This is a genomic window from uncultured Microbacterium sp., from assembly GCF_945952435.1.
GTDB lineage: Bacteria > Actinomycetota > Actinomycetes > Actinomycetales > Microbacteriaceae > Microbacterium.
This window is the reverse complement of record NZ_CAMFHZ010000018.1, coordinates 49,638-75,136: the sequence shown is the minus strand read 5'-3', so window position 1 is coordinate 75,136 and position 25,499 is coordinate 49,638. Positions and strand designations below refer to the sequence as shown.

23 protein-coding genes are annotated in these 25,499 nt (G+C 70.9%); 9 read left to right on the top strand and 14 right to left on the bottom strand.

Features of this window, described 5'->3' with window-relative positions; genetic code table 11:
- The 3 genes from Q0P88_RS10800 to dapA form a co-directional block, all read right to left on the bottom strand.
- The coding region (locus Q0P88_RS10800) for a DNA translocase FtsK (RefSeq protein ID WP_295013977.1) at positions 1-1,820 on the bottom strand (1,820 nt) is incomplete at its 3' end.
- 118 nt (positions 1,821-1,938) lie between these two features.
- Positions 1,939-3,615: a ribonuclease J gene (locus Q0P88_RS10795; protein ID WP_295013975.1), complete on the bottom strand. Its 1,677-nt coding sequence runs from the start codon at positions 3,613-3,615 to the stop codon at positions 1,939-1,941.
- 151 nt (positions 3,616-3,766) lie between these two features.
- Positions 3,767-4,744, bottom strand: coding sequence for a 4-hydroxy-tetrahydrodipicolinate synthase (dapA, locus tag Q0P88_RS10790; protein ID WP_295013973.1), 978 nt, complete (start codon positions 4,742-4,744; stop codon positions 3,767-3,769).
- Positions 4,745-4,830: 86 nt separating this feature from the next.
- Here dapA and Q0P88_RS10785 point away from each other — a divergent pair, with 86 nt between their 5' ends.
- Positions 4,831-5,373: an NUDIX hydrolase gene (locus tag Q0P88_RS10785; RefSeq protein WP_295013971.1), complete on the top strand. Its 543-nt coding sequence runs from the start codon at positions 4,831-4,833 to the stop codon at positions 5,371-5,373.
- Between the two features lie 79 nt (positions 5,374-5,452).
- Here the strand turns inward: Q0P88_RS10785 and Q0P88_RS10780 are convergent, their stop codons facing one another.
- Genes Q0P88_RS10780 through Q0P88_RS10770 form a run of 3 tightly spaced genes read right to left on the bottom strand, consistent with a single transcriptional unit; the run spans position 5,453 to position 7,511 of the window.
- The gene (locus tag Q0P88_RS10780; RefSeq protein ID WP_295013969.1) at positions 5,453-6,214 is read right to left on the bottom strand and encodes an SDR family oxidoreductase; all 762 of its coding nucleotides are present in this window, start codon (positions 6,212-6,214) and stop codon (positions 5,453-5,455) included.
- Positions 6,214-6,705: a dihydrofolate reductase gene (locus tag Q0P88_RS10775; protein WP_295013967.1), complete on the bottom strand. Its 492-nt coding sequence runs from the start codon at positions 6,703-6,705 to the stop codon at positions 6,214-6,216. The genes Q0P88_RS10780 and Q0P88_RS10775 overlap by 1 nt, the downstream gene beginning before the upstream one ends.
- Positions 6,702-7,511, bottom strand: coding sequence for a thymidylate synthase (locus Q0P88_RS10770; RefSeq protein ID WP_295013965.1), 810 nt, complete (start codon positions 7,509-7,511; stop codon positions 6,702-6,704). The genes Q0P88_RS10775 and Q0P88_RS10770 overlap by 4 nt, the downstream gene beginning before the upstream one ends.
- Positions 7,512-7,634: 123 nt before the next feature.
- On the opposite strand from Q0P88_RS10770, the gene Q0P88_RS10765 reads away from it, so the two are divergent.
- From Q0P88_RS10765 to Q0P88_RS10755, 3 genes are read left to right on the top strand one after another with little or no spacing between them, the layout of a single operon-like run.
- Positions 7,635-8,078 (top strand): thioredoxin family protein, encoded by a 444-nt coding sequence (locus Q0P88_RS10765; protein ID WP_295013963.1) that lies wholly within the window; start codon positions 7,635-7,637, stop codon positions 8,076-8,078.
- Entirely contained in the window at positions 8,075-8,650 is a 576-nt protein-coding gene (locus Q0P88_RS10760; RefSeq protein WP_295013961.1) for a DUF4395 domain-containing protein, read from the top strand. The genes Q0P88_RS10765 and Q0P88_RS10760 overlap by 4 nt, the downstream gene beginning before the upstream one ends.
- Positions 8,651-8,695: 45 nt before the next feature.
- Positions 8,696-9,121, top strand: coding sequence for an OsmC family peroxiredoxin (locus tag Q0P88_RS10755; protein ID WP_295013959.1), 426 nt, complete (start codon positions 8,696-8,698; stop codon positions 9,119-9,121).
- Between the two features lie 9 nt (positions 9,122-9,130).
- On the opposite strand, the gene Q0P88_RS10750 is transcribed toward Q0P88_RS10755, so the two are convergent.
- Positions 9,131-9,571, bottom strand: a complete 441-nt coding sequence (locus tag Q0P88_RS10750) for a hypothetical protein (protein WP_295013957.1) — start codon at positions 9,569-9,571, stop codon at positions 9,131-9,133.
- A gap of 157 nt (positions 9,572-9,728) precedes the next feature.
- Between Q0P88_RS10750 and Q0P88_RS10745 the strand changes: the two genes are divergently transcribed.
- On the top strand, positions 9,729-10,736 hold the full coding sequence (locus Q0P88_RS10745) for an ATP-binding cassette domain-containing protein (RefSeq protein WP_295013955.1): 1,008 nt from the start codon (positions 9,729-9,731) through the stop codon (positions 10,734-10,736).
- Positions 10,733-11,563 carry an ABC transporter permease gene (locus tag Q0P88_RS10740; RefSeq protein WP_295013953.1) on the top strand — a complete coding sequence of 277 codons (831 nt, stop codon included), beginning with the start codon at positions 10,733-10,735 and terminating at the stop codon, positions 11,561-11,563. The genes Q0P88_RS10745 and Q0P88_RS10740 overlap by 4 nt, the downstream gene beginning before the upstream one ends.
- 44 nt (positions 11,564-11,607) lie before the next feature.
- On the opposite strand, the gene Q0P88_RS10735 is transcribed toward Q0P88_RS10740, so the two are convergent.
- Together Q0P88_RS10735 and dapB are read right to left on the bottom strand one after the other, a co-directional pair.
- The gene (locus Q0P88_RS10735) at positions 11,608-14,754 is read right to left on the bottom strand and encodes a BTAD domain-containing putative transcriptional regulator (RefSeq protein ID WP_295013951.1); all 3,147 of its coding nucleotides are present in this window, start codon (positions 14,752-14,754) and stop codon (positions 11,608-11,610) included.
- On the bottom strand, positions 14,751-15,497 hold the full coding sequence (dapB, locus tag Q0P88_RS10730) for a 4-hydroxy-tetrahydrodipicolinate reductase (RefSeq protein WP_295013949.1): 747 nt from the start codon (positions 15,495-15,497) through the stop codon (positions 14,751-14,753). The genes Q0P88_RS10735 and dapB overlap by 4 nt, the downstream gene beginning before the upstream one ends.
- A 62-nt stretch (positions 15,498-15,559) precedes the next feature.
- On the opposite strand from dapB, the gene Q0P88_RS10725 reads away from it, so the two are divergent.
- Entirely contained in the window at positions 15,560-16,054 is a 495-nt protein-coding gene (locus Q0P88_RS10725; RefSeq protein ID WP_295013947.1) for a GNAT family N-acetyltransferase, read from the top strand.
- Positions 16,055-16,081: 27 nt separating this feature from the next.
- Here the strand turns inward: Q0P88_RS10725 and Q0P88_RS10720 are convergent, their stop codons facing one another.
- The 4 genes from Q0P88_RS10720 to Q0P88_RS10705 all read right to left on the bottom strand — a co-directional run bounded on the left by Q0P88_RS10720 (position 16,082) and on the right by Q0P88_RS10705 (position 22,345).
- Positions 16,082-16,684, bottom strand: coding sequence for a histidine phosphatase family protein (locus Q0P88_RS10720; protein WP_295013945.1), 603 nt, complete (start codon positions 16,682-16,684; stop codon positions 16,082-16,084).
- 77 nt (positions 16,685-16,761) lie between these two features.
- The gene (locus Q0P88_RS10715) at positions 16,762-17,823 is read right to left on the bottom strand and encodes an aldo/keto reductase (protein WP_295013944.1); all 1,062 of its coding nucleotides are present in this window, start codon (positions 17,821-17,823) and stop codon (positions 16,762-16,764) included.
- 194 nt (positions 17,824-18,017) lie between these two features.
- Positions 18,018-20,285 (bottom strand): polyribonucleotide nucleotidyltransferase, encoded by a 2,268-nt coding sequence (locus Q0P88_RS10710; protein WP_295013942.1) that lies wholly within the window; start codon positions 20,283-20,285, stop codon positions 18,018-18,020.
- 119 nt (positions 20,286-20,404) lie between these two features.
- Positions 20,405-22,345, bottom strand: a complete 1,941-nt coding sequence (locus tag Q0P88_RS10705) for a glycosyltransferase (protein ID WP_295013940.1) — start codon at positions 22,343-22,345, stop codon at positions 20,405-20,407.
- 152 nt (positions 22,346-22,497) lie between these two features.
- Here Q0P88_RS10705 and Q0P88_RS10700 point away from each other — a divergent pair, with 152 nt between their 5' ends.
- Both Q0P88_RS10700 and Q0P88_RS10695 read left to right on the top strand, forming a co-directional pair.
- The gene (locus Q0P88_RS10700; RefSeq protein WP_295013938.1) at positions 22,498-22,668 is read left to right on the top strand and encodes a DUF5302 domain-containing protein; all 171 of its coding nucleotides are present in this window, start codon (positions 22,498-22,500) and stop codon (positions 22,666-22,668) included.
- A gap of 141 nt (positions 22,669-22,809) precedes the next feature.
- Positions 22,810-23,988 carry a hypothetical protein gene (locus Q0P88_RS10695; RefSeq protein ID WP_295013936.1) on the top strand — a complete coding sequence of 393 codons (1,179 nt, stop codon included), beginning with the start codon at positions 22,810-22,812 and terminating at the stop codon, positions 23,986-23,988.
- Positions 23,989-24,004: 16 nt separating this feature from the next.
- Here Q0P88_RS10695 and Q0P88_RS10690 read toward each other — a convergent pair whose 3' ends face one another.
- On the bottom strand, positions 24,005-25,444 hold the full coding sequence (locus tag Q0P88_RS10690; RefSeq protein ID WP_295013934.1) for a cation:dicarboxylate symporter family transporter: 1,440 nt from the start codon (positions 25,442-25,444) through the stop codon (positions 24,005-24,007).
- Positions 25,445-25,499 lie beyond the last annotated feature (55 nt).

The window sequence follows — 25,499 nt, the reverse complement described above, 5'->3', positions numbered from 1 at the left end:
TCGTCGTAGCGCATGTCCATCTCCTTCACGACCCACTGCAGCGCCTCGGCCGCCTTCTTGGGGTTCGTGATGATGGGGGTGATGAGGTGCGGGACCCCGGCGTAGCTCGTGAGCTCCACGCGCTTCGGGTCGATGAGCACCATGCGGACATCGGCAGGACGGGCGCGCATGAGCAGACTCGTGATCATCGAGTTCACGAAGCTGGACTTACCGGATCCGGTGGAGCCCGCGACGAGCAGGTGGGGCATCTTCGCGAGGTTCGCGACGACGAAGTTGCCGCCGACGTCCTTGCCGACGCCGATGGTCAGCGGATGGGTGCTCTTCTGCGCTGCCGCGGAGCGCAGCACGTCGCCCAGGGCGACCGTCTCGCGGTCGGCATTGGGGATCTCGATGCCGATCGCGCTCTTGCCCGGGATCGGCGAGAGGATCCGCACGTCGTTGGACGCGACCGCGTAGGCGAAGTTGTTGCTCAGCTGCAGGATCTTCTCGACCTTGACGCCGTGCCCGACCTCGACCTCGTACTGGGTCACCGTCGGGCCTCGGGAGAAGCCCGTGACCTTGGCATCGACGTTGAACTGATCGAGCACGTTCGTGATCTGCTCGACCACGCGGTCGTTCGCCTCCGAGCGTGCGACCGACGGCGGTCCCGCCTTGAGGGTGCCGGGCGACGGCAGGATGTACGGCGCGACGGGAGCCTGCAGGCCGTTGCGCCCCGGCCCGTCGGTGCCGAAGCCGTCGAAGCCGCCCAGTTCCAGCTCACCCGTGTCGCCGTCGTCGAGGAGCGCGGTCGTCTGCTGCTCGGCCAGCGAGTCGGCGACCGAGCGGACGTCGGTGAGGATCTCCGTCGCCGCATCGTACGGCGCGTCGTCGGTGATGACGGCCTGGTCGTACGCGGTGGCCTGGGCGACGGTGGGCACATCGTCCTGCGCGGTCAGCAGCTCGGTGAGGTCCTGGGAGCCGAGACCCTGATCAGGATCCTCCTCGCGACCGGTCTTGTTGCGGCGCCACCACGGCAGCACATCGGGGTCGTCGACCTTGTCGTCGTCGTCGACCGCCGCGGCCTCCGCGTCCTTCGCGGGCTTCTCGACGCGCTCGGCGTCGAACATCCACGCGTACAGGTCGCCGAGGCGGCGTCCGATCCGGTTGGGCGGCGTCTTGGTGAGGATGAGGATGCTCAACGCCGCGAGGAGCGCGAGCACGGCGTACGCGGGGATGGTCGTCAGATAGCTCAGCGGCTGCCCCAGCATCCAGCCGAACAGACCTCCCGCGGCGCTCAGGGCGACCATGCCCTGACGCGGCTGCGGCAGACCGCCGGCCACGTGGCAGAACCCGGCCAGCGTCACGATGAACAGACCGAATCCGATCCCGATCCGTCCGTTGTCGTGCACGGAGGACGGATGCCGGAACAGCCAGCCCGCGAGCAGGAGCAGCAGCACCGGCATCACGAAAGCGGTGCGGCCGACGAGTCCGCCCACCGAGTAGGCGCTGATGTTGGCGGCGATCTCGGAACCGATGAAGAACCACTCGTCCACCGCACCGGCGATCGCGAGGAGCACGAGGAGGAAGGGGAATCCGTCGCGCCGCTGATCCTTCTCCAGCGTCTCCGGCCCGAACGCACGGAACAGGCCACCCACACCGTGTGCGAGCCCCGTCCAGGCGCGCACGATCACCGGAGGACGATCGATCTCGTCGACGTACTTCCGCGGTGCGGGCGCGGCCTTCGACGACGCGCGCGGCTTCGCCCCGGAACCGGATCCGGAGCGGGCGCGCGCCGGAGGCTTCTCCGCCGAACTCTTGGTCGCGCTGGAACTCCTGGGCATGCCTCCACGCTAGGGCCGTGCACCGACAACGGGGCGCAATGACGCGGCATTCCGCGGGATCCCTGCCGCCGGAGCACCTCCAGGAGCACCGCCCCGGGCTCTCACCCGGGGCGGCGGATCAGGCCTCGATGACCAGGGGGACGATCATGGGGCGCCGACGAAGCTTCTGGTTGACCCAGCGGCCGATCGTGCGGCGCACGATCTGCGACAGTGCGTGGTTGTCGCGCACGCCGTTGCCCGCAGCCTCCTTGAGCGCCGCGACGATCTTCGGCGCGACGTCGTCGAAGACGGAGTCGTCCTCCGCGACACCGCGTGCGTGGATCTCGGGACCGGAGATGATCCGTCCCGTCGTGGAGTCCACGACGACGATGACGGACACGAAGCCCTCCTCGCCGAGGATGCGACGGTCCTTCAGATCGGCGTCCGTGATCTCTCCGACCGTGGAGCCGTCCACGTAGACGAAACCGATGTCCAGCTGTCCCGCGACGCGCGCGACGCCGTCCTTGAGATCGATCACCGTGCCGTTGCCGCCGATGATCGTGTTCTCTTCGGGGATGCCCGTCTCCTGCGCGAGCTTGGCGTTCGCCATCAGGTGGCGGTACTCGCCGTGCACGGGCAGCACGTTCTTCGGCTTGAGGATGTTGTAGCAGTACAGCAGCTCCCCCGCCGCCGCGTGACCCGACACGTGCACGCGGGCGTTGGCCTTGTGCACGACGTTGGCGCCGAGCTTGGTGAGGCCGTCGATCACCCGGTACACCGCGTTCTCGTTGCCCGGGATCAGGCTGGACGCCAGGATCACGGTGTCGCCGGGCCCCGGCTCGATCGCATGGTCGAGATTGGCCATGCGGCTGAGCACCGCCATCGGCTCGCCCTGGGAGCCCGTCGACATGTAGACGATCTGGTCGTCGGGCAGGTCGCGCGCCTTCTTGTAGTCGATGAGCACGCCGTCCGGCACCTTGAGGTAGCCGAGCTGCTCCGCGATCGTCATGTTGCGCACCATCGAGCGGCCGAGGAACGCCACGCGACGGCCGTGCGCGTGCGCGGCGTCGATGACCTGCTGCACGCGGTGCACGTGGCTGGAGAAGCTCGCGACGATCACGCGGCGGGGCGCGTTCGCGATGATCTGGTCGAGCACCGGACCGATCGAGCGCTCCGTGGGCGTGAAGCCGGGCACGTCGGCGTTGGTGGAGTCGACGAGGAAGAGGTCGACGCCCTCCTCGCCCAGGCGGGCGAAGGCGCGCAGGTCGGTGATCCGCCCGTCCAAGGGGAGCTGGTCCATCTTGAAGTCGCCGGTCGCCAGCACGGTGCCGGCTGCGGTGCGGATCGCGACGGCGAGGGCATCGGGGATCGAGTGGTTGACCGCGATGAACTCCAGGTCGAACGGGCCGACCTTCTCCTTCTGCCCCTCCTTCACGGTGAGGGTGAAGGGCTTGATGCGGTGCTCCTTGAGCTTGGCCTCGACGAGGGCGAGGGTCAGCCCGGAGCCGATGAGCGGGATGTCGCCCTTCATCCGGAGCAGGTAGGGCACGGCGCCGATGTGGTCCTCGTGGCCGTGGGTGAGGACGACGCCGACGATGTCGTCGAGGCGATCCTTGATCGGCTCGAAGTCGGGCAGGATCAGGTCGACTCCCGGCTGGTGCTCCTCGGGGAACAGCACGCCGCAGTCGACGATGAGGATCTTGCCGTCGTACTCGAAGATGGTCATGTTGCGGCCGACCTCTCCGAGACCACCCAGCGGGATGATCCGGAGCGTGCCGGGGGCGAGCGGTTCTGGCTCGGCGAGGGGAATGGTCATGGCTGCCTCCTAGGCGGGGCGCGCTGCGCGCCCGATGGTCTGGTCCCTGTGCGCCGACGGGCTCGTCACGCGGCCGGAAGGCTCCTCGCGACGGGATGCAGGAGGCACGGCGCGTGCGATCCTCACCATGCCCACCGTGGTACGACCACCCTCAGCGGGTCGTACCGTGCACCTTCGGGAGGGCGCCGCCGGCGGCGGCGTTGCGGTCGGGACGGAAATCGGAGAAATCCGCCCCGGGGACGTCGGTGACGAGCGCGAGCTCGTCTTCGATGAGAGCGGCCTCCCACTCCTCCGGCCCGACGAGGGGCAGGCGGACGCGCGGGCTCGAGATCCGCCCGAGGCCGTGCAGGATGTACTTCACCGCAACGGTTCCCGGCACGTGCGTCATCGCCGCCCGCACGAGGGGCTCGAGACGCTGATGCTCGGCGGTCGCGGTGGAGAGGTCGCCGCGGTTCACGGCGTCCACGATGGTGCGGTACGGCGCGGACGTGATGTTGGCGGTGACGCCGATGAGTCCTGTCGCGCCGATCGAGAGGTGCGGGAGCACGTTCGCGTCGTCGCCGGAGAAGTACATCAGGTCGGTCTGGTTGAGCACCCGGCTGACCTCGGAGAAGTCGCCCTTGGCGTCCTTCACAGCCAGGATGTTGGGATGCTTGGCGAGACGGAGGATCGTCTCGTACTTGATCGGGACCCCGGTGCGTCCGGGGATGTCGTAGAGGATCACCGGGAGGTCGGTGGCGTCGGCGACGAGACGGAAGTGCGTGAGGATTCCCGCCTGGGTCGGCTTGTTGTAGTACGGCGTGACGATCATGATGCCGTCCGCCCCGGCCTTCTCGCTGGCCTTGTAGAGCTCGATCGCGTGCGCGGTCTCGTTGGATCCGCCGCCGGTGATGATCTTCGCGCGCCCCGCGGCGACGTCCTTGCCGACCTCGACGAGTCGCAGCTTCTCGGCATCCGTGAGCGTCGACGTCTCGCCCGTCGTCCCGGTCACGACGATGCCGTCGGCGCCGTCGGAGATCACGCGGTCGATGTGCTTCTCGACGGCGGGCCAGTCGACCTCGCCGTCGGCCGTCATCGGGGTGACGAGCGCGACGAGCACCTGTCCGAAGGGATTGCCCGTGTGCGTCATGCCTTCCAGCGTATCGGTTCGGACGGACGCCGCAGGTCGCGTTCCGAGGAGCGGAGCGGGTCGCGTCCGCTGGATAGGCTCGCGGCATGGCCTGGACGACGAACGACTCCCGTACCGTCTACGAGAATCGCTGGATCTCCGTGCGCGAGGACGCCGTCACGGGTCCTTCGGGAGAGGACGGCGTGTACGGCGTGGTCACGATGCGATATCCCGCCGTCTTCGTCGTCGCCCTCGACGAGCAGGACCGTGTGTGCCTGGTCACGATCGAGCGGTACACGACCGGACGCTCCGTCGAGGTCCCGGCCGGTGGATCGGACGGCGAGGACCCCCTCCACGCGGCGCGGCGCGAACTGCGTGAGGAGACGGGTCTCGAAGCGGACGAATGGACGCCGCTGGGATCCATGCACGCGCTCAATGGGATCGCGGAGGCGCCGGAGCACGTGTTCCTGGCGACAGGCCTGCGCGACGTCGCGGACAGCGCCGCCTCCCGCGCAGAGGAGGGCATCGCCGCCGTCGAGCGGGTACCGTTCGCCGACGCGCTCGCGATGATCGCCGACGGGCGGATCACGGACGGCGAGACGATCGCCGCCCTCGCCTTCGCAGGGATCCGCCTCGGCCGGTTCTCGTGAGGGCATCGCCGGGCGTCGCCCCTCGGACACGCGGCGGCGCAGGGCGGATGGACGCCGCGGCCTACCCTGCGAGGAGGGTTCAGACACGCCCTCGCCGGGCGACCGACGCGGTGAGAGAACGCGGCAGCAGCCGCGAGACCGCCACGACGATCTTGTAGCGCCACGAGGGGATCACCACGGCACGGCCCCGCGCCGCGGCGGTCAGCGCCTCCGCGACCACGTCCGGGGCGTCGAGCCAGAGCGGCCCAGGGACCCCCTCCTTGCCCGCTTCCAGCCCCATCCGGGAATGGAACGTCGTGTGCACGAAGCCCGGGCAGACGGCCGTGACGCTCACACCGTCGCGTCCGTACTCCCCGTTGGCCCAGCGGCTGAAACCGATGAGCCACGACTTGCACGCCGAATACGTGGACCGGGAGAGGAAGCCCGCCACCGAGGCGACGTTGACGATCCGACCGCCGCGCCCGCGCATCGTGCCCAACGCCGCGTGCATGAGGCGCATCGACGCCTCGACGTGCACGCGCAGGTGACGCACCTCGTCCTCGATCGGGTTGTCGGCGAACTGCAGTGGGAGACCGAAGCCGGCGTTGTTCACCAGCAGATCGATGGGACGTTGCGGGTCCGCGAGGCGATCCGCGACGCGACGCACGTCCGCATCGTCGGCCAGGTCCGCCGGGAGCACGTCGACGAGGACGCCGTGCTCGGCACGCAGTTCGGCGGCGAGCGCGTGCAGCGCGTCGGCGGAGCGGGCTACGATCACGAGATCGGCGCCGCGCCCGGCGAGCTGCCGCGCGAACTCCGCGCCGAGGCCGGCGCTCGCGCCGGTGACGAGAGCGACGGGCATCAGCGTTCGTACCTCAGGAAGCGATAGGGCACTCCGGTGCGGCCCGTGCGCCACTCCCCCTCGTCCACGAGGCGGAACCCGTCGCGTCCCGGTGCGTGCGCGTCGCCGTCGACGTCCAGGTCGAGTTCCGTGACCTCCAGCACGTCGGCACGGCGCACGGCCTCGCCGAAGATCTGCCCCCCGCCGATCACCCAGACGGTCGCGGGTGCCGTCCGCAGAGCGAGTGCCAGAGCATCGTCGAGGGATCCGGCGCGCTCGGCCCCGTCGGCGGACCACGCATCGTCCCGGGTGATCACGATGTTGCGCCGCCCGGGAAGGGGCCGGAAGCGGTCGGGGAACGACTCCCAGGTACGACGCCCCATCACGACGGGGGACCCGAGGGTGATCTCCTTGAAGTGCGCGAGATCCTCCGGCACATGCCAGGGCATGCCGCCGCCCGCTCCGATCACGCCGCCGTGGGCCTCTGCCCAGACGAGACCGATCGCGGTCATACGGCCACCGCGGCGCGGATCGCGGGATGGTGCCGGTAGTCCTCGACGGTGAAGTCGTCGTAGACGTAGTCGAAGATCGAGGCAGGGGTGCGCCCGATCCTCAGCGTCGGGTACGGATACGCCTCGCGGGTGAGCTGCTCGCGGACCTGGTCGAGATGGTTGTCGTAGATGTGGCAGTCCCCGCCCGTCCAGACGAAGTCGCCCGGCTCGAGACCGGTCTGCTGGGCGACCATGAGCGTGAGGAGCGCGTACGAGGCGATGTTGAACGGGACGCCCAGGAACAGATCGGCGCTGCGCTGGTACAGCTGGCAGGAGAGGCGTCCGTCCGCGACGTAGAACTGGAACAGGGCATGGCACGGGGCGAGGGCCATGTCCGGGATGTCGGCGGGATTCCACGCCGAGACGATGATGCGCCGTGAGTCGGGAGTGTCCCGGATCTGGTCGATCACCTGCTGGAGCTGATCGATGTGCCCGCCCTCCGGGGTGGGCCAGCTGCGCCACTGCACGCCGTAGACGGGGCCGAGATCGCCGTTCTCGTCGGCCCACTCGTCCCAGATCGTGACGCCGTTCTCCTGCAGCCAGTGCACGTTGGAGTCGCCGCGCAGGAACCAGAGCAGCTCGTAGGCGATGGACTTGAAATGCACGCGCTTGGTGGTGATGAGCGGGAAGCCCTGCGAGAGGTCGAAACGGATCTGCCGGCCGAAGACGCTCGTCGTCCCGGTGCCCGTGCGATCGTCCTTGTGCGCCCCGTGCTCCAGCACGTCGCGGAGCAGGTCTTCGTAGGGCGTGGGGATCGCGGCGCTCATGCGCTTCAGCGTACCGGGGCCCGTGGACATCGAGGCCGCGCCGGCCCGAGACGATCCATCGCCCTCCTGACTCGATCCGTCACATCCGCCCTCCGCCGCAACCTCCCGACGTAGCCTCGGTCCATGCCCCTTCCGCTCGCCGTCCTGCTCGTCGTCGCCCTGCTCGCCGCGACCGTGGCCGCGGGCGTCGTGTGGCGTCGGCGCGACGGACGCAGGGTCGCCGTGCACGCGGACCGGCATGTCGATCCCGCCGATCTCGCTCATCCGCTGGGATCGTCCGCGACCCTGGTGCAGTTCAGCACCGAGTTCTGCGCGCGCTGCCCGCAGGTGCGGCGCATGCTCGGGGAGGTCGCGGCCGAACGCCGCGGCGTGGTCCACGTGGACGTGGACCTGACGTCGCGCGCCGACCTCGCCGCACGCTACCGCGTGCTGTCGACCCCGACGACCCTCCTCGTGGACGACGAGGGTCGGATCCGCTCCCGCTTCACGGGCGTGCCCACGCGCGCCGCCGTGCTCTCCGCACTCGACCGCGATCTCGCCCCGAAACCCCAGGAGGCCTCCGCATGACCGCTCCGTCTGGCATCGATCCCCGTGGCCCGCGATTCGCCGCCTGGATCACCTCCGCTCTGCTGCTCGTCGCGACGGTCCTCGGTCTCGTCGCGGTGCCCTCCGCGCGGGCCGCCTCGTTCGGGTGGTTCGCGTATCAGCCGCTGAGCGACGCCACGTTCTCCCCCGGCGGCTCTCCGTGGACGCTCGTGGCGACCAGGGCGAGCCAGCCGGCGTTCCTCCTCGCGCTGCTGATCGCCCTGCTGTTCGTTTGGGGCGTCGTCTCGCCGCGGACCCAGCCGTGGAGCGTGCTGTTCCGCACGCTCGTACGCCCCCGCCTGGCACCGCCGAGCGAACTCGAGGATCCCCGCCCGCCGCGATTCGCGCAGGGCGTCGGCCTGCTCGTCGTCGCCCTCGGCCTGCTGCTGCATCTGCTCGGCGTCGCGTGGGCGCTCCCGATCGCGACGGCGCTGGCCTTCGTCGCGGCGTTCCTGAACGCGGCGTTCGGGCTGTGCCTCGGGTGCCAGCTCTACCTTCTGCTGCAGCGCGCAGGGATCCTCGGCCGCGCGGCGGGTTCCTCGGCCGCGGGCTGATCGGTAGGCTGGCAGCCCTGAACCCCGCCGAATCGGAGGACTGTCATGCCCGTCACGAGCGAAGCTGCCGCCACCTGGACCGGAACACTTCTGGACGGCGAGGGATCCGTCTCCCTCTCCTCGTCGCACCAGGGCACCTTCCCCCTGAACTGGAAGGCGCGCGCCGAGGGCTCGGAGACCACGACGACGCCCGAGGAGCTCATCGCCGCCGCCCACTCCTCGTGCTTCAGCATGGCGCTGTCGCACGCGCTGGCCGAGAACGGCACTCCGGCCGAGCGCGTCAACACGACCGCTTCGGTCACGTTCAAGCCCGGTGTCGGGATCACCGGCAGCCACCTCAACGTGAACGCGACCGTTCCCGGCCTCGACGCCGAGACGTTCCAGCGTCTCGCGCAGGAGGCCAAGGCAGGCTGCCCCGTCTCCCAGGCCCTCGCCGGGATCGAGATCACCCTCGAGGCGACGCTGGCCTGAGGCGCCCTCTCAGGCGTTCTTGGCGAGACGGATCGCGTCGCGGATCGCAGCCCTGGCCTCCTTGCGCCGCCCGGCGGCGTCGCGCACGACACCCAGCCGGTACTGCGCGCGCCAGTCCGCCGGGGCAGCGTCGGCCGCCGCGCCGTACTCCCCGAGCAGACGCTCGGCATCGTCGGGCTGCAGACGCCCGTTGGGTCGCAGGTTCTCCGGAGCCGGGGGCATGCCGCCCTCGGCGTCCAGGGCGCGCCCCAGGCGGTCGGCGGAGAGTCCGAAGAGCAGCTCCCGGACGAGCGCCCAGCCGCCGATCACGGCCAGTACGACGAGGGCGACGCCCATCGCGACGGCCAGGGGCTGTCCACCGGAGAACAGCGCGACCGCGTACCAGCCCGCGACGAGGACGTAGAGCAGAAGGAGCGCGGCCATGATGACGACGCCGATGCGGGAGCCCATCCGTCCAGTCTAGGTCTCGCCTCCGCTCGATCCGGGCCGTGCGCCGCGGAGCGCCGGCCCACCTTCCCGCCGTCCCGAGACGTCCCGAGACAGCCCGAGACAGCGGCGGACAGGCGCATGACAGCGCCGCGACAGCACGAGCGCGCACGATCGTCCCATGACGAATCCCCTCACCGACTGGGCCCTCGAGGCCGACGGGCTCGTGAAGACGTTCGGAGACAATCGCGCGGTCGACGGCGTCGACCTCCGCGTGCGCACCGGCAGCGTCTACGGGGTCCTCGGCCCGAACGGCGCCGGCAAGACCACCACCATCAACATGCTCGCGACGTTGTTGCGCCCCGACGCCGGAACGGGCCGGGTGTTCGGCCACGACGTCGTCCGGGAATCCCACGTCGTGCGCCAGCTCATCGGCGTCACGGGGCAGTTCGCCTCGGTCGACGAGACGCTCTCCGCGACCGAGAACCTCCTGATCTTCTCCCGTCTACTCGGACTGACCCGCGCGGGGGCGCGGTCGAAGAGCGCCGACCTGCTGGAGAGGTTCGGCCTCACCGAAGCGGCGAAACGGCCGCTGAAGAACTTCTCCGGGGGCATGCGCCGCAGGCTCGACCTCGCCGCCTCGCTCCTCGCGCAGCCGCCGCTCATCTTCCTCGACGAGCCGACCACGGGTCTCGATCCCCGCACGCGGGGTCAGATGTGGGACACGATCCGGGAGCTCGTGACTACCGGGTCCACCGTGCTGCTGACGACGCAGTACCTCGACGAGGCCGACCAGCTCGCCGATCGCATCGCCGTGATCGACCGGGGCAGGGTCGTGGCGGAGGGCACGCCAGACGATCTCAAGGCCTCCGTCGGCACCTCCTCCCTGCAGCTCCGCGTGCGTGACGCCGCCGATACGGCCGACGCGCTGCGTGCGATCGAGCAGACCCTCGGCGTCCGCGGCGTCCTCTCCCCCGAAGCGTCCCGCATCACGGCCCCGATGGCCGATCCCGATCGCATCGCCGACCTGCTCATCACGTTCCGCGAGGCGGGGATCGGTCTCGCGGAGGTCAGCGTGCAGAAGCCCACCCTCGACGAGGTCTTCCTCACGATCACCGGCCACCCCGCCGAGGAGCTGCCCGTCGAGGACCTCGCCCCCACCGCACAGACCCAGGAGGTCCGCGCATGAGCACTCTCGCCCCCGTCACCGGCCGCATCGTCCCCGCCTCCGAGCGCCGGATGAACCCGCGCCCGAGCCTGTCCCTGACGCTGCGCAACACCCTCACGATGGCGGCCCGCGGCATCATCAAGATCCGCAGGACGCCCGAGCAGCTGGTCGACGTGACCCTGCAGCCCATCCTGTTCACGCTGATGTTCACCTACATCTTCGGCGGCGCGATCTCCGGAGACGTCTCGAACTACCTGCCCGTGATCATCCCCGGGATCCTCGTGCAGACCGTCATCACGACCTCGGTCGTGACGGGCGTGCAGCTGCGCGAGGACATGGACAAGGGCGTGTTCGACCGCTTCCGCTCGCTGCCGATCGCCCGCATCGCGCCGCTGTCGGGTGCCCTGCTGGCCGACACGATCCGCTACGGCATCGCCACGGTGCTGACGTTCACGATGGGATTCATCATGGGCTTCCATCCGGCGGGCGGCCTCGGCGCCGTGATCGCCGCCGGCCTGCTGGTGATCGCATGCTCGTGGGCGATCAGCTGGATCTTCGCGTTCGCCGGCGTCATCGCCCGGACCGCTTCGAGCGTGCAGGGCATCTCGATGCTCGTCCTGTTCCCGCTCACGTTCCTCTCCAACGCGTTCGTCCCCGTCGACACGATGCCGAGCTGGCTCCAGTGGTTCGTGAACGTGAACCCGGTCTCGCATCTCGTGACCGCGGTGCGCGACCTGGTCAACGCCGGGGTCTTCGGGGCCGACGCGTGGATCTCGTTGCTGGGCGCCGCGGTGATCGTCGCCGTGTTCGCCCCCCTCACGGTGCGGGCGTACATGCGCAGGGCATGAGCGCCTGCGGTGACGGCGGTGTCCTCCTTCCGGGGGCGCCGCCGTCACCGGCGCGTGCGCAGCAGGGCGGTCGCGAGCTCGACCCTGGCCTCTCGGGTCAGCGACGCCGATGCGGAGCGCGCGGCCTCCACGGCCTCCACACCCACGAGTCGCTCCGCGGCGGCGAAGAGCGGCCGCAGATGCAGGCTGGGCAGATCCTGCCGGGCGGCGAGGCCTTCGGCGAGCGCGAGCAGACGCACACCCGTCTCCCGCTCGCGCTCCTGTCGCAGCGCCCAGGCCGCCCATCCGGTGAGCACGCAGCCGAGGACGGGGCGGTCGACGTAGCCGGGCCGCAGGCGCCGCACGGCCAGCCAACGCGTGCGCAGTCGGCGGGCCCAGTTCGCGCTCCGCGGCGCCGGCAGGGTCTCGTCGGTCGCGGTCGCCGCGAGGAGCGTGCTCATCGCCATGAGGTACCACGGCGACGATCGCTGCTGAGCGTTGCGGAACCCGACCAGCGCCCGCTCGTACAGCTCGGCGGCCTGCTCCCCGTCCCCGTCGATCCTGGCGAGCTCGGCGAGCCCGATCCAGCCGATCGATGCCAGCTCGAGTCCGTCCTCCGTGACCTCGTGCGAGGCGCAGAGCGTGTGGAAGAGCTTCCTGGCCTGATCGTGCCGGCCGAGACTGATCAGATTCCCGCCGAGGATCCACTGCTGCTGGCGCGCCTGCTCCTCGGACCCGAACGCGACCAACCGCTCGTTCGCGCGGTCGAGCCAGAGCATCGCCTCCTCGGGGCGCGCGGACTGGCTCGCGAGCTGGGCGTTGCTCATCGCCGCCATCGCACCGATCCAGCCCGCGCCCTGCTGCTGCGAGAGCTCCCATGCGCGGCGCCCCGATCGCATGGCGAGCTCGACGTCGCCCTCGTTCTCGGCGCTCTGTGCGCGCATGCTCGTGCCGACGAGGGCGGTCACGGGGTCCGCGTCCTCGGCGAGATCGTCGAGGACGGCCCGCATGCGTGCGGGATCGGGAGCAGCGCAGAGCAGGTCGGCGAGTGCGCCCTGCACCGGCTGCAGCACCGGGTGCCTGCGCCGCAGGACGCGCAGATGGGCGAGCAGCCGCAGACTCCAGATCTCACCGCTGAACAGGCCGATGAACGACCCCATGAGCAGGACGAGAGCCCGCGCGTCGGGGGCGATGTCGGACTCGCGTGCGCGGATCACGGCGGCGAACGCCGCCTCGCCGAAGCCCATCAGCTCGGTGAAGGATCCGCGGACCATCCAGGACTGGCACAGCAGCGAGAACGCCAGCACGGTCCGCACGTCGTCGGCCGCGCCGATGGCGCGGCGCAGCACGGCGATGAGGTTGTCGTGCTCTCCTCGGATCCGGCGGTACGCCTCGTCGTCGAGGAGCACGGAACCGCTCCCGGACGCGAACGTGCTCGCCCAGTCCAGCACCGCCTCCCAGGCGGCCTCCTCGCCTTCGAAGCCCGGCCCGGCGAGACGGGCGAGCGCGAACTCGCGGACCGTCTCCAGCATCCGGAACCGGACCTCCCCGCCCCAGGACGGCTCCGCCACGACGAGAAGGGACTGCGAGGCGAGCCGGTCGAGGACGTCATCCGCGTCCGGCTGATGCAGCACCGCGGCCGCGGTCGTCGCGGAGAATCCCGCGGGGAGCACGGACAGCCGGGCCATCGCGTGTCTGGCGTCGTCGTCCAGCAGATCCCAGCTCCAACCGATCACGGCCTCCAGCGTGCGGTGGCGTTCCGGTGCCGCACGGTCGCCGCTCCTCAGCAGCGTGAAGCGGTCGGTCAGTCGTTCCTCGATCTGGGCCGGGCTCATCGTGCGCACGCGGGCCGCCGCGAGCTCGATGCCCAGCGGCAGCCCGTCCAGGTGCGTGCACAGGCGGCGGACCACGTCGATCGGCAGCCGCGCTCCGGGCCGCGCCGCGACGGCGCGCTCCAGGAAGAGGCGCACGGCAGGACCGTGGTCGGCCCCGGAGTCCTCCACGCTCAGCGCATCGAGCGGGTACACCGCCTCTCCGGAGATCGCGAGAGGGGTGCGGCTGGTGGCGAGGATCCGCAGCTCGGGGACGGCCCGCAGGACGTCGGCCGCCCAGTGCGCCGCCGCCTCGATCACCTGCTCGCAGTTGTCGAGCACGAGCAGCGTCGGCCGTTCCGCGAGCAGCGCGACGACGCGGGCGCGCAGGTCGGGCCGCGCCCGTGGATCGGTCAGCCGTCCGTCGGAGCTCGCTTCGCTGATCCCCAGCGCCGCGGCGATCGCGGCGGGGACGTCGGCGTCGACCCGCACGCCTGCCAGGGGCACGACCGCGACCGCAGGGGCCGCGGAGGACGTCGCGATCGCCTGAGCGAGGCGGGTCTTGCCCAGACCGCCCGCGCCGAGGATCGTGACCACACGGGAGGTCGTCAGTAGGCGCGGGATCTCGCGGAGTGCGTCGTCGCGGCCGATCAGCTCGTTCGGCGCCGCCTGGACTCCGATGCGCACGCGCGGACCCTGATCCTGCGCGCGGAGGAGGGAGGCGTTGCGCGCCGTGAGCTCCGCCCCGGGCGAGGCGCCGAGTTCCTCGCGAAGCACCGTCCGGAACCGCGAGAAGACCTCGAGCGCCTCCCCCGGGCGGCCGTCCGCCGCGAGCGCATCCATGAGCGCGCCCTGCGCCGCGTCGTCGAGAGGCAGCAGCCCGCTGAGTTCCTCGAGCACGAAGACGGCCTCCCCGGGCCGACCGTCCTGGATCAGCGCCTGGGCGAGCCGTCGGTCCAGCTCCGCGCGGAGCCGGTGGGCGACACGGGCGATCTCCTCGGCGACGGGAACCGTGCCGAGGTCGGCTCCGGGCTCTCCTCGCCAGAGAGCCGCGGCCTCGCGCAGGCGACGGATCCTTTCGGAAGGCTCCTCCTCCCCCGCGACAGCCGCGCGCACCCGCGCCAGGTCGGTGTCGTCCGTGCCGAGCGCGTAGCCCCCCGGCACGCTGAGGATCACATCCGCACCCGCGTGTGCGCGCACCCTCGAGACGAGGGTCTGCAGGGCGGCCCTCGGGTTCTGCGGGGGCTCGTCGCCCCAGATCGCCTCCGCGAGCGCCGCGACCGAGGACGCGGATCCTCGTCCCGCCAGGACGAGCGCGACGAGGAGCGCGCGCATCGGCACTCCGCCGGCATCGCGGTCCGCGAGGCGCACGGGTCCGAGCACGCCGATGCGTGCGGTCATGTGCGCGGCCGGATCCCCAGATCGATGACGTTCTCGAGGCCGATCGCGATCCCGCGCAGGTCTCGTGCATAGGGCAGGGCGAGGCGGATCCCCGGCGCATAGGCGGCTGCAGGCTGGACCGTGTCATGGACGATCGAGAGGGACTCCCCGGCACCGGACAGGATGACCTCCTGCTTCGCGATGACGCCGGGTCGGCGCAGCGCGTGCACGGGGATGCCGGCGACCTGCTGGCCGCGGGCGCGCTGATCGGTGTGCGGCGCGTCCACCGGGCCCTGCGCGGTCCGCGCCGCCGCGATGAGTTCGGCCGTGCGCACCGCCGTGCCGCTGGGAGAGTCGATCTTGGTGTGCTGGTGCGCCTCCACGATCTCGATGGATCCGAAGAAGGGCGCCGCGAGCGTCGCCAGCACCGTCCCGAGCACGGAGCCGAGCGAGAAGTTCGGTACGAACAGCACCCCGATGCCGGCCTCCGCGATCACAGGACGCACCTGATCGATGCGCTCCGCCGACCACCCGGAGGTGCCGACGAGCAGGTTCGTGCCCCGTTCTGCGGCCGCGCGGACCACCTCGGCGCTCGAGGCGGGAGTGCTCGCGTCGACGATGAGGTCGACGCCATCGAGCTCGTCCTGACCGCTCGACGACCCGAGGACCGCGACGGTCTCGAAGCCGTCCAGCTGCTCGATCACGGACCCGATGATGCGGCCGAGCTTGCCGGAGGCGCCCACCAGGGCCACGCGCGTCGTCATGCCGACAGTCTATTCAGCGCGGCGAGCGCACCGACCGGCGAGTCCGGGCATAGCGTCGGAGCATGCCCGCGTTCCGAAGCGCGTCCCCCGCGGACGCCGACGCCCATGCCCTCCTGGTCGAATACTTCACGATGCGCGCCGCCGAGTTCCCCGGCGGCGCGTACTCGCCCCGCTATCCGACGGCCGAGGCCTTCCGGTCGCCGGACGGCGTCTTCCTGCTCGTGGAGGACGACGGACGCCTCGTCGGCTGCGGCGGTATCCGTCGGCTGCCGGATCTGGAGGACGGGCGTGTGTTCGAGGTGAAGCACGTCTACCTCCGCCCGGAGACGCGGGGTCGCGGCTGGGGACGACTGCTGCTGGACGAGCTGGAGCGGCGTGCCCGCGCGTGGGACGCGAGCGCCCTCGTCCTCGACACGCATCACACGCTCGAATCGGCCGGTCACCTCTACCGCCGCGGCGGGTTCTCGGACACGGCTCCCTACAACGACAACCCGAACGCGACGGTGTGGTTGAGGAAGGAGCTGCACGGAGTCGGACCGCGATCCGATCGACCGTGACGATCCGCGCGCGGTGAGCCGAGGAGATCAGGCCGGCAGCGGATCCGGCATGCCGGTGCGCAGCTCCATCGGGAGATGGCTGAGCTCGTTGTGCGTCAGCAGCGCCCAGGGGCGACCCTGCTTCTGGGCGATGACGGTCAGACCGCAGTTGGCCTGATTCAGCGTCATCCATCGCCACTCCGGTGCTTCCAGCACCTCTCGGACGAACCACGAGATCACGAAGTTGTGCGTGATGAACACCTCGTGCACGTCCCCCGTCTTGCGCACGAGGAACTCGCTGACGGCGTCGGACATCTGAGCCCGGCCCGCCTCGATCTCCGCCTCCGTGACGGAGCCGAAGAACGGCTCGTACGCGGCGGGGGTCTCCTCGGTCATCCCGGTCGGGACGCAGTCGAACAGGAGGGCGGAGGCCTCCGGCTCGACCGAGGGGATCCGCTCGGAGATCGCCCTGGCCGTCTCGGCCGCCCGCAGCAACGGCGAATGCCAGATCGCGTCGAGCGGGAGCCCGGAGAGGCGATCTGCGATGAGCTCCGCCTGGCGACGCCCCCGAGGCGAGAGGGGTCCGTCGGCGAGGCCGTGCTCGGCGTCCTGATGCTCACCGTGCCGGACCAGATAGATGTAATGCGTCACAACCGCTCGCCTCTCCGACTCGGACGTCGGGGTCCCTTTCAGCCTATGTCACGAATCGGGACACGGCGGGGATCCGCTCAGCCGGCCGCTTTCGTGAGCTCGGCGATCTGACCCCGCCCGAGAGCGACGCCCGCGCCCTGCATGAGCTCGTCGACCTGCTCGGTCGCGAACGCGTTGACGATCGGCGCGGTGACGGTGCGCTGCGCGAGCAGCCACCCGATCGCGACGGCGGCCACCGGGACCTGCAAGTCCTGCGCGGCGAGGTCGAGAGCGCGGAGCACCTTGATCCCCCGGCGGTTGATGTTGCCGCGCAGCTGCTGCCCTCGCACCCCCTGGAGCGCCTGCTTGGAGCGGTGTCGACCGGAGAGGAAACCGTGCTCCAGCGCGTGCGAGGGCGTGACCGCGAGGCCCTGCGCGGCCGCGACGAGGCGCAGGTCGCCCTCGAAGCCCTGCCGGCGCAGCAGGTTGTACGGTTCGTCGAGCACCTCGATGCGCGGATAGCCGGCCGCGGCCAGGATGCGCGCCTCCACGAGCCGCTCGGGGCTGAACGCGAAGGCGCCGAGCACGCCGACCTTGCCGGACTCGACGAGCCACTCCGCGGTCGCCAGCGTGTCCTCGATGGTGCTGCCGTCGTCCTCGCTGCCGTCCAGGTACAGCACGTCGATCCTCTCGACGCCCAGGCGCGTGAGCGAGCCCTCGACCGCGCGGACCAGGTTCACCGCGCCGAGCCCCGGGTTGTCCGGGTGACCGCCGACGCGCACGCTCAGCACGATGCCGTCCCTGTTGCCCCGCGCGGCCATCCAACGCCCGACGATGTGCTCGCTGCGGCCCGCGGCGAAGCTGTCCGCCGTGTGCACGGCGTTGCCGCCGAACTCGACGTAGCGGTCGAGGATGCGGATCGCGGTGTCGGCATCGGTGTTCCAGCCGAACTCGGCTGCACCGAGGACGAGCGGGAAGGAGCGCAGTCCCGTCTCGCCGATCGGCACCCGCAGCGCGGTGCCGATGCCCGGGCCCACGACGGGGATCGGGGCCGACGGATGCGGTTGGGGCGCGGCCGGAGGCTCTGCGGCGCTCACGAGCGGCGCGGCAGAACCCGCCACGGTGCCCGGCGTATCGGGTCCGACGCCGAAGAGACGCATGCGATCACCCCCGTGCTGATGCGTGTGCGGATGGCGCACCCCCCGGTGCGCTTGATTCGAGGGTAGAGGAGCGGGGGTTCGGATCCGTACATTGAGACGTCCGTGGGGCGAACATCCCATAACGGTTGCGTCACGAAGACGCGAAAGGCCCGTCCCCTCCGCGTTCGGCGGAAGGGACGGGCCCGGGAGCGAGGTCAGGCCTCGGTGGTCTCCTCTGCCGCCTCGGCGGGAGCCTCGTCGATGACGGGCTCGAGCGAGAGCTTGCCGCGGTCGTCGATCTTCGTGATCTTCACGAGGATCTTCTGGCCGACGGAGAGCACGTCCTCGACGTTCTCCACCCGCTTGCCCCCGGCGAGCTTGCGCACCTCGGTGACGTGCAGCAGGCCGTCCTTGCCCGGAAGCAGGGAGACGAACGCACCGAAGGTCGCGATCTTGACGACCGTGCCGAGGAACTGCTCGCCGACCTCGGGGTTGGTCGGGTTGGCGATCGCGTTGACCTGGGCGCGGGCGGCCTCGGCCGAGGGGCCGTCGGTCGCTCCGATGTAGACGGTGCCGTCCTCCTCGATGGAGATCTGCGCGCCGGTCTCGTCCTGGATCGCGTTGATCGTCTTGCCCTTGGGGCCGATCAGCTCGCCGATCTTGTCGACGGGGATCTGCACGCTGATCACGCGCGGAGCCGTCGGCGCCATCTCGTCCGGGCTGTCGATCGCGGCGTTCAGCACGTTCAGGATCGTCAGACGGGCGTCCTTCGCCTGGGTCAGCGCGCCCGCGAGCACCTCGGAGGGGATGCCGTCGAGCTTGGTGTCGAGCTGGATCGCCGTGACGAACTCGCTCGTACCGGCGACCTTGAAGTCCATGTCGCCGAGCGCGTCCTCCGCACCGAGGATGTCGGTGAGCGCCGCGTAGCGGGTCTCCCCGTCGACCTGGTCGGAGACGAGGCCCATCGCGATACCGGCGACCGGTGCGCGCAACGGCACACCTGCGTTCAGCAGGGACAGGGTCGACGCGCAGACGGACCCCATCGACGTGGAGCCGTTCGAGCTGAGCGCCTCGGAGACCTGGCGGATCGCGTACGGGAACTCCTCGCGCGACGGCAGCACCGGCACGAGGGCGCGCTCGGCCAGGAAGCCGTGCCCGATCTCGCGACGCTTCGGCGATCCCACCCGGCCGGTCTCACCGGTCGAGTAGGGCGGGAAGTTGTAGTGGTGCATGTAGCGCTTGCTCGTGGTGGGCGAGAGCGAGTCGATCTGCTGCTCCATCTTGAGCATGTTCAGCGTGGTGACACCCAGGATCTGGGTCTCGCCGCGCTGGAAGATCGCGGAGCCGTGCACGCGCGGGATGACCTGCACCTCCGCGTCCAGCGGACGGATGTCCGCAAGGCCGCGACCGTCGATGCGGACGCCGTCGGTGAGGATCCGGCCGCGCACGATCTTCTTCGTGACGGCCTTGTAGGCGGCCGAGAACTCGCCGAGCGCCGACTCCGGCATCTCGTCCGCCTCGATCGCCGCGACGAGCTCGCCGCGCACGCGGTCCTTGACCGCGTCGTCGGCGTTCTGCCGCTCCTGCTTGTCGGCGATCTGGTAGACGTCGCTGAGCTCGGCGAACGCACGGGAGGAGACGAAGTCGAGCGTCTCCTCGCTGTAGGGCAGGAACACCGGGTAGACGCCCGGCTCCTTCGACGCCTGCGCGGCGAGCTCGGCCTGAGCCTTGACGAGCTGGGAGATGAACGGCTTCGCGGCCTCGAGGCCCTGCGCGACGATGTCCTCGCTGGGCTTGGTGGCGCCGGCCTTGATGAGGTTCCAGCTGCCCTCGGTCGCCTCGGCCTCGACCATCATGATGGCGACGTCCTCGGTGCCGTCACCCTTGGTGACGACGCGCCCCGCGACGACGAGGTCGAAGACGGCCTGCTCGACCTGCTCCGCGTTCGGGAACGCGACCCACTGGTCGGCGTGCTCGCCGTGACCGGGGATGAACGCGAGGCGCACACCGGCGATCGGGCCGGAGAACGGCAGACCCGAGATCTGGGTCGAGGCCGACGCGGCGTTGATCGCGAGTGCGTCGTAGTACTCGCCCGGAGCGATGCTCAGGACGGTGATGACGATCTGCACCTCGTTGCGCAGGCCGTCGGCGAACGACGGGCGCAGCGGACGGTCGATCAGACGGCAGACGAGGATCGCCTCGGTGGAGGGGCGGCCCTCGCGGCGGAAGAACGAGCCGGGGATCTTGCCGGCGGCGTAGGAGCGCTCCTCGACGTCGACGGTCAGCGGGAAGAAGTCGAAGCCCTCGCGCGGCGACTTGCTGGCGCTCGTCGCCGAGAGCAGCATCGTCTCCTCGTCGAGGTAGGCGGCGACCGCGCCCTGCGCCTGCTGCGCGAGACGACCCGTCTCGAAGCGGACGGTGCGGGTGCCGAAGCGGCCGTTGTCGAGAACGGCCTCGGTGGCGGTGATTTCAGGACCTTCCAAGAGGTCTCTCCTTCTTTGTTTAGGCTCGCTCTCCCGTGTGGAGCGCGAGCATGGACGGATGCGCACAGAGGCATCCTGTTCCACCCTATCAGCGCGGGCCGCCGGCACGCGCTGAGGGATCAGGCGTCGCTGCGCGCAGCCACGTCCCGCTCGCGACCGACCCTCACGTAGTCGCGGTGCTTCGCACTGCGCCCGTCGCCGGCCGTGCGCCCTTGCAGCCGGCGCCACATCCACGGCAGCGCGTGACGGCGCCACCACGCCCCGGCCCCCGTGCGAGGGGTCGTGTGCAACGCATCGTCGAGCACTCCGAGCTCATCCGCCAGCGGCACCCCGAGGACGGCGCCGGCGCGGTAGGCGAGGAAGCGATGACCCTGGCTCGACAGGTGGACGAGGTCCTCGCCCCAGTTGTCGCGTCCGGCGAGCTGCGGGAAGAGGTCGGTGTCGAGCAGCAGCGCGCCCTGCCGGTGCGCGATCGACGCGAGGATCGAGGCCCACGCGGAGAAGCGCCGCGCATACAACCCCGCCGCCGCGTTCCCCGGCAGGAACGGCGTGACCAGCAGCACGTCCGCACCGGTGGCCCTGATGCGCGCGATCGCCTGCTCGATCTCCGCCGCCATCGCGTCCCACGCCACCCGCCGCTTCACGAGGTCGTTCGCGCCGATGAGGATCGAGACGAGGTCGGGGCGCAGCTCCAGCGCACGGGAGAGCTGCGGACCGCAGACGTCGACGACCCTTTTGGAGCGGATCGCGAGGTTGGCGTAGTCGATCGGCTCTCGCGCGGCCAGCAACAGGGCCAGCCGATCGGCCCAGCCCCGCAGCGCGCCGTCCCGATCGGGGTCGCACAGGCCCTCCGTGAGCGAGTCCCCCACCGCGACGTAACGTCGCCACCCCCGTCTCTGCGCCGGTACCGGCAGCTCGGGGCGCCGTGTGCGAGGAGAGCGTAATCCCGCGTCGATGCGATGGAGCTCCCGCGCCTCGGCGAAGTGGCCGATCAGCTGGTCGCAGACGGCGGCCCAGCTGCGTCGTTCGACGGCCGCGCGCCCCGCCTCGCCGAAGGCGCGGCGCCGGGACGGATCGGCGACGAGCGTGCGCACGCGGTCCCGCAGATCGTCCAGCTCCCCCGGCCGGTACAGCCATCCGTCCACGCCCGTCCGGACGAGGTCGCACGGACCGCCCCGGCCTGTCGCGACGACGGGGACCCCGCTCGCGTGCGCCTCCTGCAACGTCTGACCGAACGTCTCGCTCTCCCCCGGATGCACGAAGACGTCGAAGGACGCCATGACCTGCGCGAGCTCCTCCCCGCTGCGATGTCCGAGGAACGTCGCCCTCGGCAGCAGGGTCTCGAGCCGGGGCCGCGACGGACCCTCGCCGACGATCACGAGCCGCACTCCCGGCAGATCCTGCAGGACGGCTAGATCCTCCACCTGCTTCTCCGGCGCGAGCCGCCCGACGTATCCGACGACGACCTCTCCTGCGCCGCGCAGGTCCCAGGCCGGGAGGCGGCGGTCCGGGTGGAAGCGCTCCGCGTCCACCCCGCGCCCCCATCGCCGCACCCGGTCGACGCCGAGCCGCGCGAGCTGCTCCTCGGAGGGCGAGGACGGGGCGAGCGTGAGCGTGGCCCGACGGTGCAGCCGCGCGATGTGCGCCTCGGCGAGCGCGGTGGTCAGCGCGACGCCGTAGCGGGAGGCGTAGGCGGCGACGTCGGTCTGGTAGGCGGCGACGGACGGGACCCCCTGACGCGCCGCCGCGAGCGCGCCGCGCCATCCCAGCGCGAACGGCGAGGCGAGGTGGACGACGTCCGGCTCGAACCGCGCCATCGCCGCGGACAGGCGGTGGGCGCTCGAGGTGCCCACGCGGACCGTCCGGTATCCCGGGAGCGGAAGGGACGGGATGGGCTCGATCCTGGCGTGCCCGACCTGTCGCGGCATCCCGGCGGCCGCCGGGGCGTAGACGCGCGCCTCGTGCCCCTGGAGCTCCAGATGGCGAAGGATCTGCAGGACGGACCCGGTCACGCCGTTCATGTGCGGGAGGAAGGACTCGGTGACGATCGCTGCTCTCACGGCATCAGGATCCCGCACCGCCTCGCCGCCGAACGGCCGGAACCGCCCTGCACGGCGACTGTTCACCCGATGCACCGCGAACGGTCATCGCGCGGCCGCCTCCCCGACGCTCACTCCCCCGACCCGGTCGTGCGCGGGCTAGGCTGACGCGCATGAGTACCGACGACAGTGCAGCCTCGGATCTGAAGCGCAAGTTCAAGGAGGCGCTCGACAAGAAGAACTCCCAGCAGAACCGCGGGGAGGCGCACCTGGACGGCGATTCCGCCGTGCATGCGACCCACGGGGCGCAGACCCGACGGGAGTTCCGTCGCAAGAGCGGCTGACCTCGCACGGCCTGCCGCGCATCGCCCAGGGCGTCGACGGTCGTCTTTCGGCGCCCTCTCTGCGGTGCCCCGCGGATCGCACCTCGGCGCCCGTCCGCGCCGGGTCGCACAATCACAGCCACCCGGGTTAGCGTCGAAGACGTGATCGTCTCGAACGCCCGACGTCGGCCTGCCTCGGGGCACGGCCGCCCGCGGCGCGCCCTGCTCTCCGTCGGCGCGGTCGGCATCCTTCTCTGCGCGGCGCTGGCGCTGCCCGCTCCGTCCGCCCGCGCGGACGACTACCCGTCCTGGCAGGACGTGCAGAACGCGCAGGGCGACGAACAGGCGACCCAGACCGAGATCGGCCGGATCGATGCCGCCCTCGCGGACGCACAGAAAAGGGCCGCCGATGCCTCCGCCGCCGCGATGACGTCGGCCCAGGCCGCACGCGCCGTCCGCGCTCAGGCCGACGCGGCCGCGCGCCGGGCGGACGAGCTCGGCGCACAGGCCGCCGCCGCGCAGGACAGGGTCCAGAGCACGCACGACCGGATCGGTGCGGTCGTCGCGGGTCGGGCGCGCACCGAGCAGGCCGCCCCGCTCTCCGTCCGCCTGTTCACCGGGGCCGACCCCGACCAGCTGCTCGCCCGCCTCGGCGTCATGCAGCAGCTCGACGAGACCTGGTCGGCCCTGGGCTCGCAGGCGATCGCCGCACGCGATGTCGCCGCGTCGCTGCAGAGCCAGGCGACGTCCGCGGAGAAGGCGAGGGACGACCTCGCGGCGACGGCCGAGCAGTCGGCCCGCGCAGCGCAGGACGCGGCGGATGCCGAGGCTGCCGCGGTGCAGGACCTCCAGGGCCACGTCACGACGCTCTACGCGCAGCTCGCGGTGCTGAAGAACACCACCGCGGACGTCGAGCGGCGCTACCGGATCGGCCAGGAGGTCGCCGAGCAGGAGCGCGAGGAGAAGGCGCGCGAGGACGCCGCGGCCGCCGCCGCCGCCGGCTCGAGCGGGACCGATGGCGGCGGCGCGAACGTCGACCCCGCGGGCGCACAGGCCTACGCCCGCGGTCAGCTCGGAAGCTACGGCTGGGCCGACGACCAGTTCGGCTGCCTGTACCGCCTGTGGATGCAGGAGTCGAGCTGGCGGGCGGATGCCCTGAACCCGGACAGCGGCGCGTACGGCATCCCCCAGGCCCTCCCCGCCACCAAGCTCGCCAGCGCCGGTCCCGACTGGCGCACGAACGGGAACACCCAGATCGACTGGGGTCTCAGTTACATCCAGGATCGCTACGGGTCTCCGTGCGGGGCCTGGTCGCACGAGGTCGCGCACAACTGGTACTGACCAGGCCCCGGGGAGCTCAGCCCTGCTCGGCGCGCCGGCGGGCCCGATCTCGCTTCGCCGCCATCTCGGCGACAGCCGCCTCCCCCAGGTCCGACGTCCCGACGCCCGTCTCCGTCGGGACGGGGTCGTGCCCGACCCCGTCCAGGCTCGCCTCGTCGAACGGGAGCGCACCGGAGAGCACCCTCCCGACGCGTGCGCCGTCGATCTGGCGGGTCCACGTCCCGATGAGGATCGTGGCCACGGCGTTTCCGGTGAAGTTGGTGAGCGCACGCCCTTCCGACATGAAGCGGTCGATGCCGACGATCACCCCGACGCCGTTGACGAGATCCGGCCGGTACGCCTGCAGACCGCCGGCGAGCGTCGCGAGACCCGCACCGGTCACTCCTGCCGCGCCCTTGCTCGCGATGATCATGAACACGAGCAGGCCGATCTGCTCCCCGATCGCCATCGGCTGGCCCATTCCCGTCGCGATGAACAGCGAGGCCATGGTCAGGTAGATCGCGGTGCCGTCCAGGTTGAAGGAGTAGCCCGTGGGCACGGTGATCCCGACGACCGGCTTCGCGACGCCGAGATGCTCCATCTTCGCGATGAGCCGGGGCAGCGCCGACTCCGAGGACGACGTGCCGACGATGAGGAGGTACTCGCGGGCGAGGTACTTCATGAGCAGGAAGATGTTCACCCGGGCGACGAGGAACAGCACCGTTCCGAGCACCACGACGATGAACAGGAAGCAGGTGATGTAGAAGGCGACCATGAGCAGCCCCAGGCTCCAGATCGCCGCGATGCCGGTCTTGCCGACGACGGCCGCGATCGCGCCGAATGCTCCGAGCGGCGCGAGCCAGAGGATCATGCCGAGGATGCGGAAGACGAGCGTCTGCAGGTTCTTGACGAACGCCATGATCGGCGCTCCGCGCTCGCCGAGTCCCTGCACGACGAAGCCCGTGAGCAGCGCGATGAGCAGCACCTGCAGCACGTTCTCCCCGGTGAACGCGGAGAAGAACGTGGCGGGGATGATCCCGAGCACGAAGTCCTGCGTGCTCGTCGCCTCCTTCGGGCCCGTTGCCGTGTACGTGGCGTGAGCCATGTTCAGCCCCTCGCCGGGGTGGATGACGTTGCCCACCACGAGTCCGATGGCGAGGGCGAAGGTCGACATGACCAGGAAGTACACGAGGGCGAGGCCGCCGATCCGGCCGACCGTCGCCGCCTTCGCGATCGAGCCGACGCCCACCACGATCGTGCAGAAGATGATCGGCGCGATCATCATCTTGATGAGCGCCACGAACGCCTTGCCCAGCGGCTCCAGGCTCTGCCCGACCTCGGGCAGGACGAGCCCGAGGACCGCGCCGAGCACGACCGCGAGCAGAACCGCGATGTAGAGCCAGGTGTGCCTGTCCCAGGATCGCTTGCCGCGGCGCCAGTCGTGCCGCGGGAGTCTGAAACCTTCGGTGAGAGCCATCGTCGCCTCCGCTGTGGTGATCCGAGCCGCGTCCGCCGTGGACGGGCCGCATTCA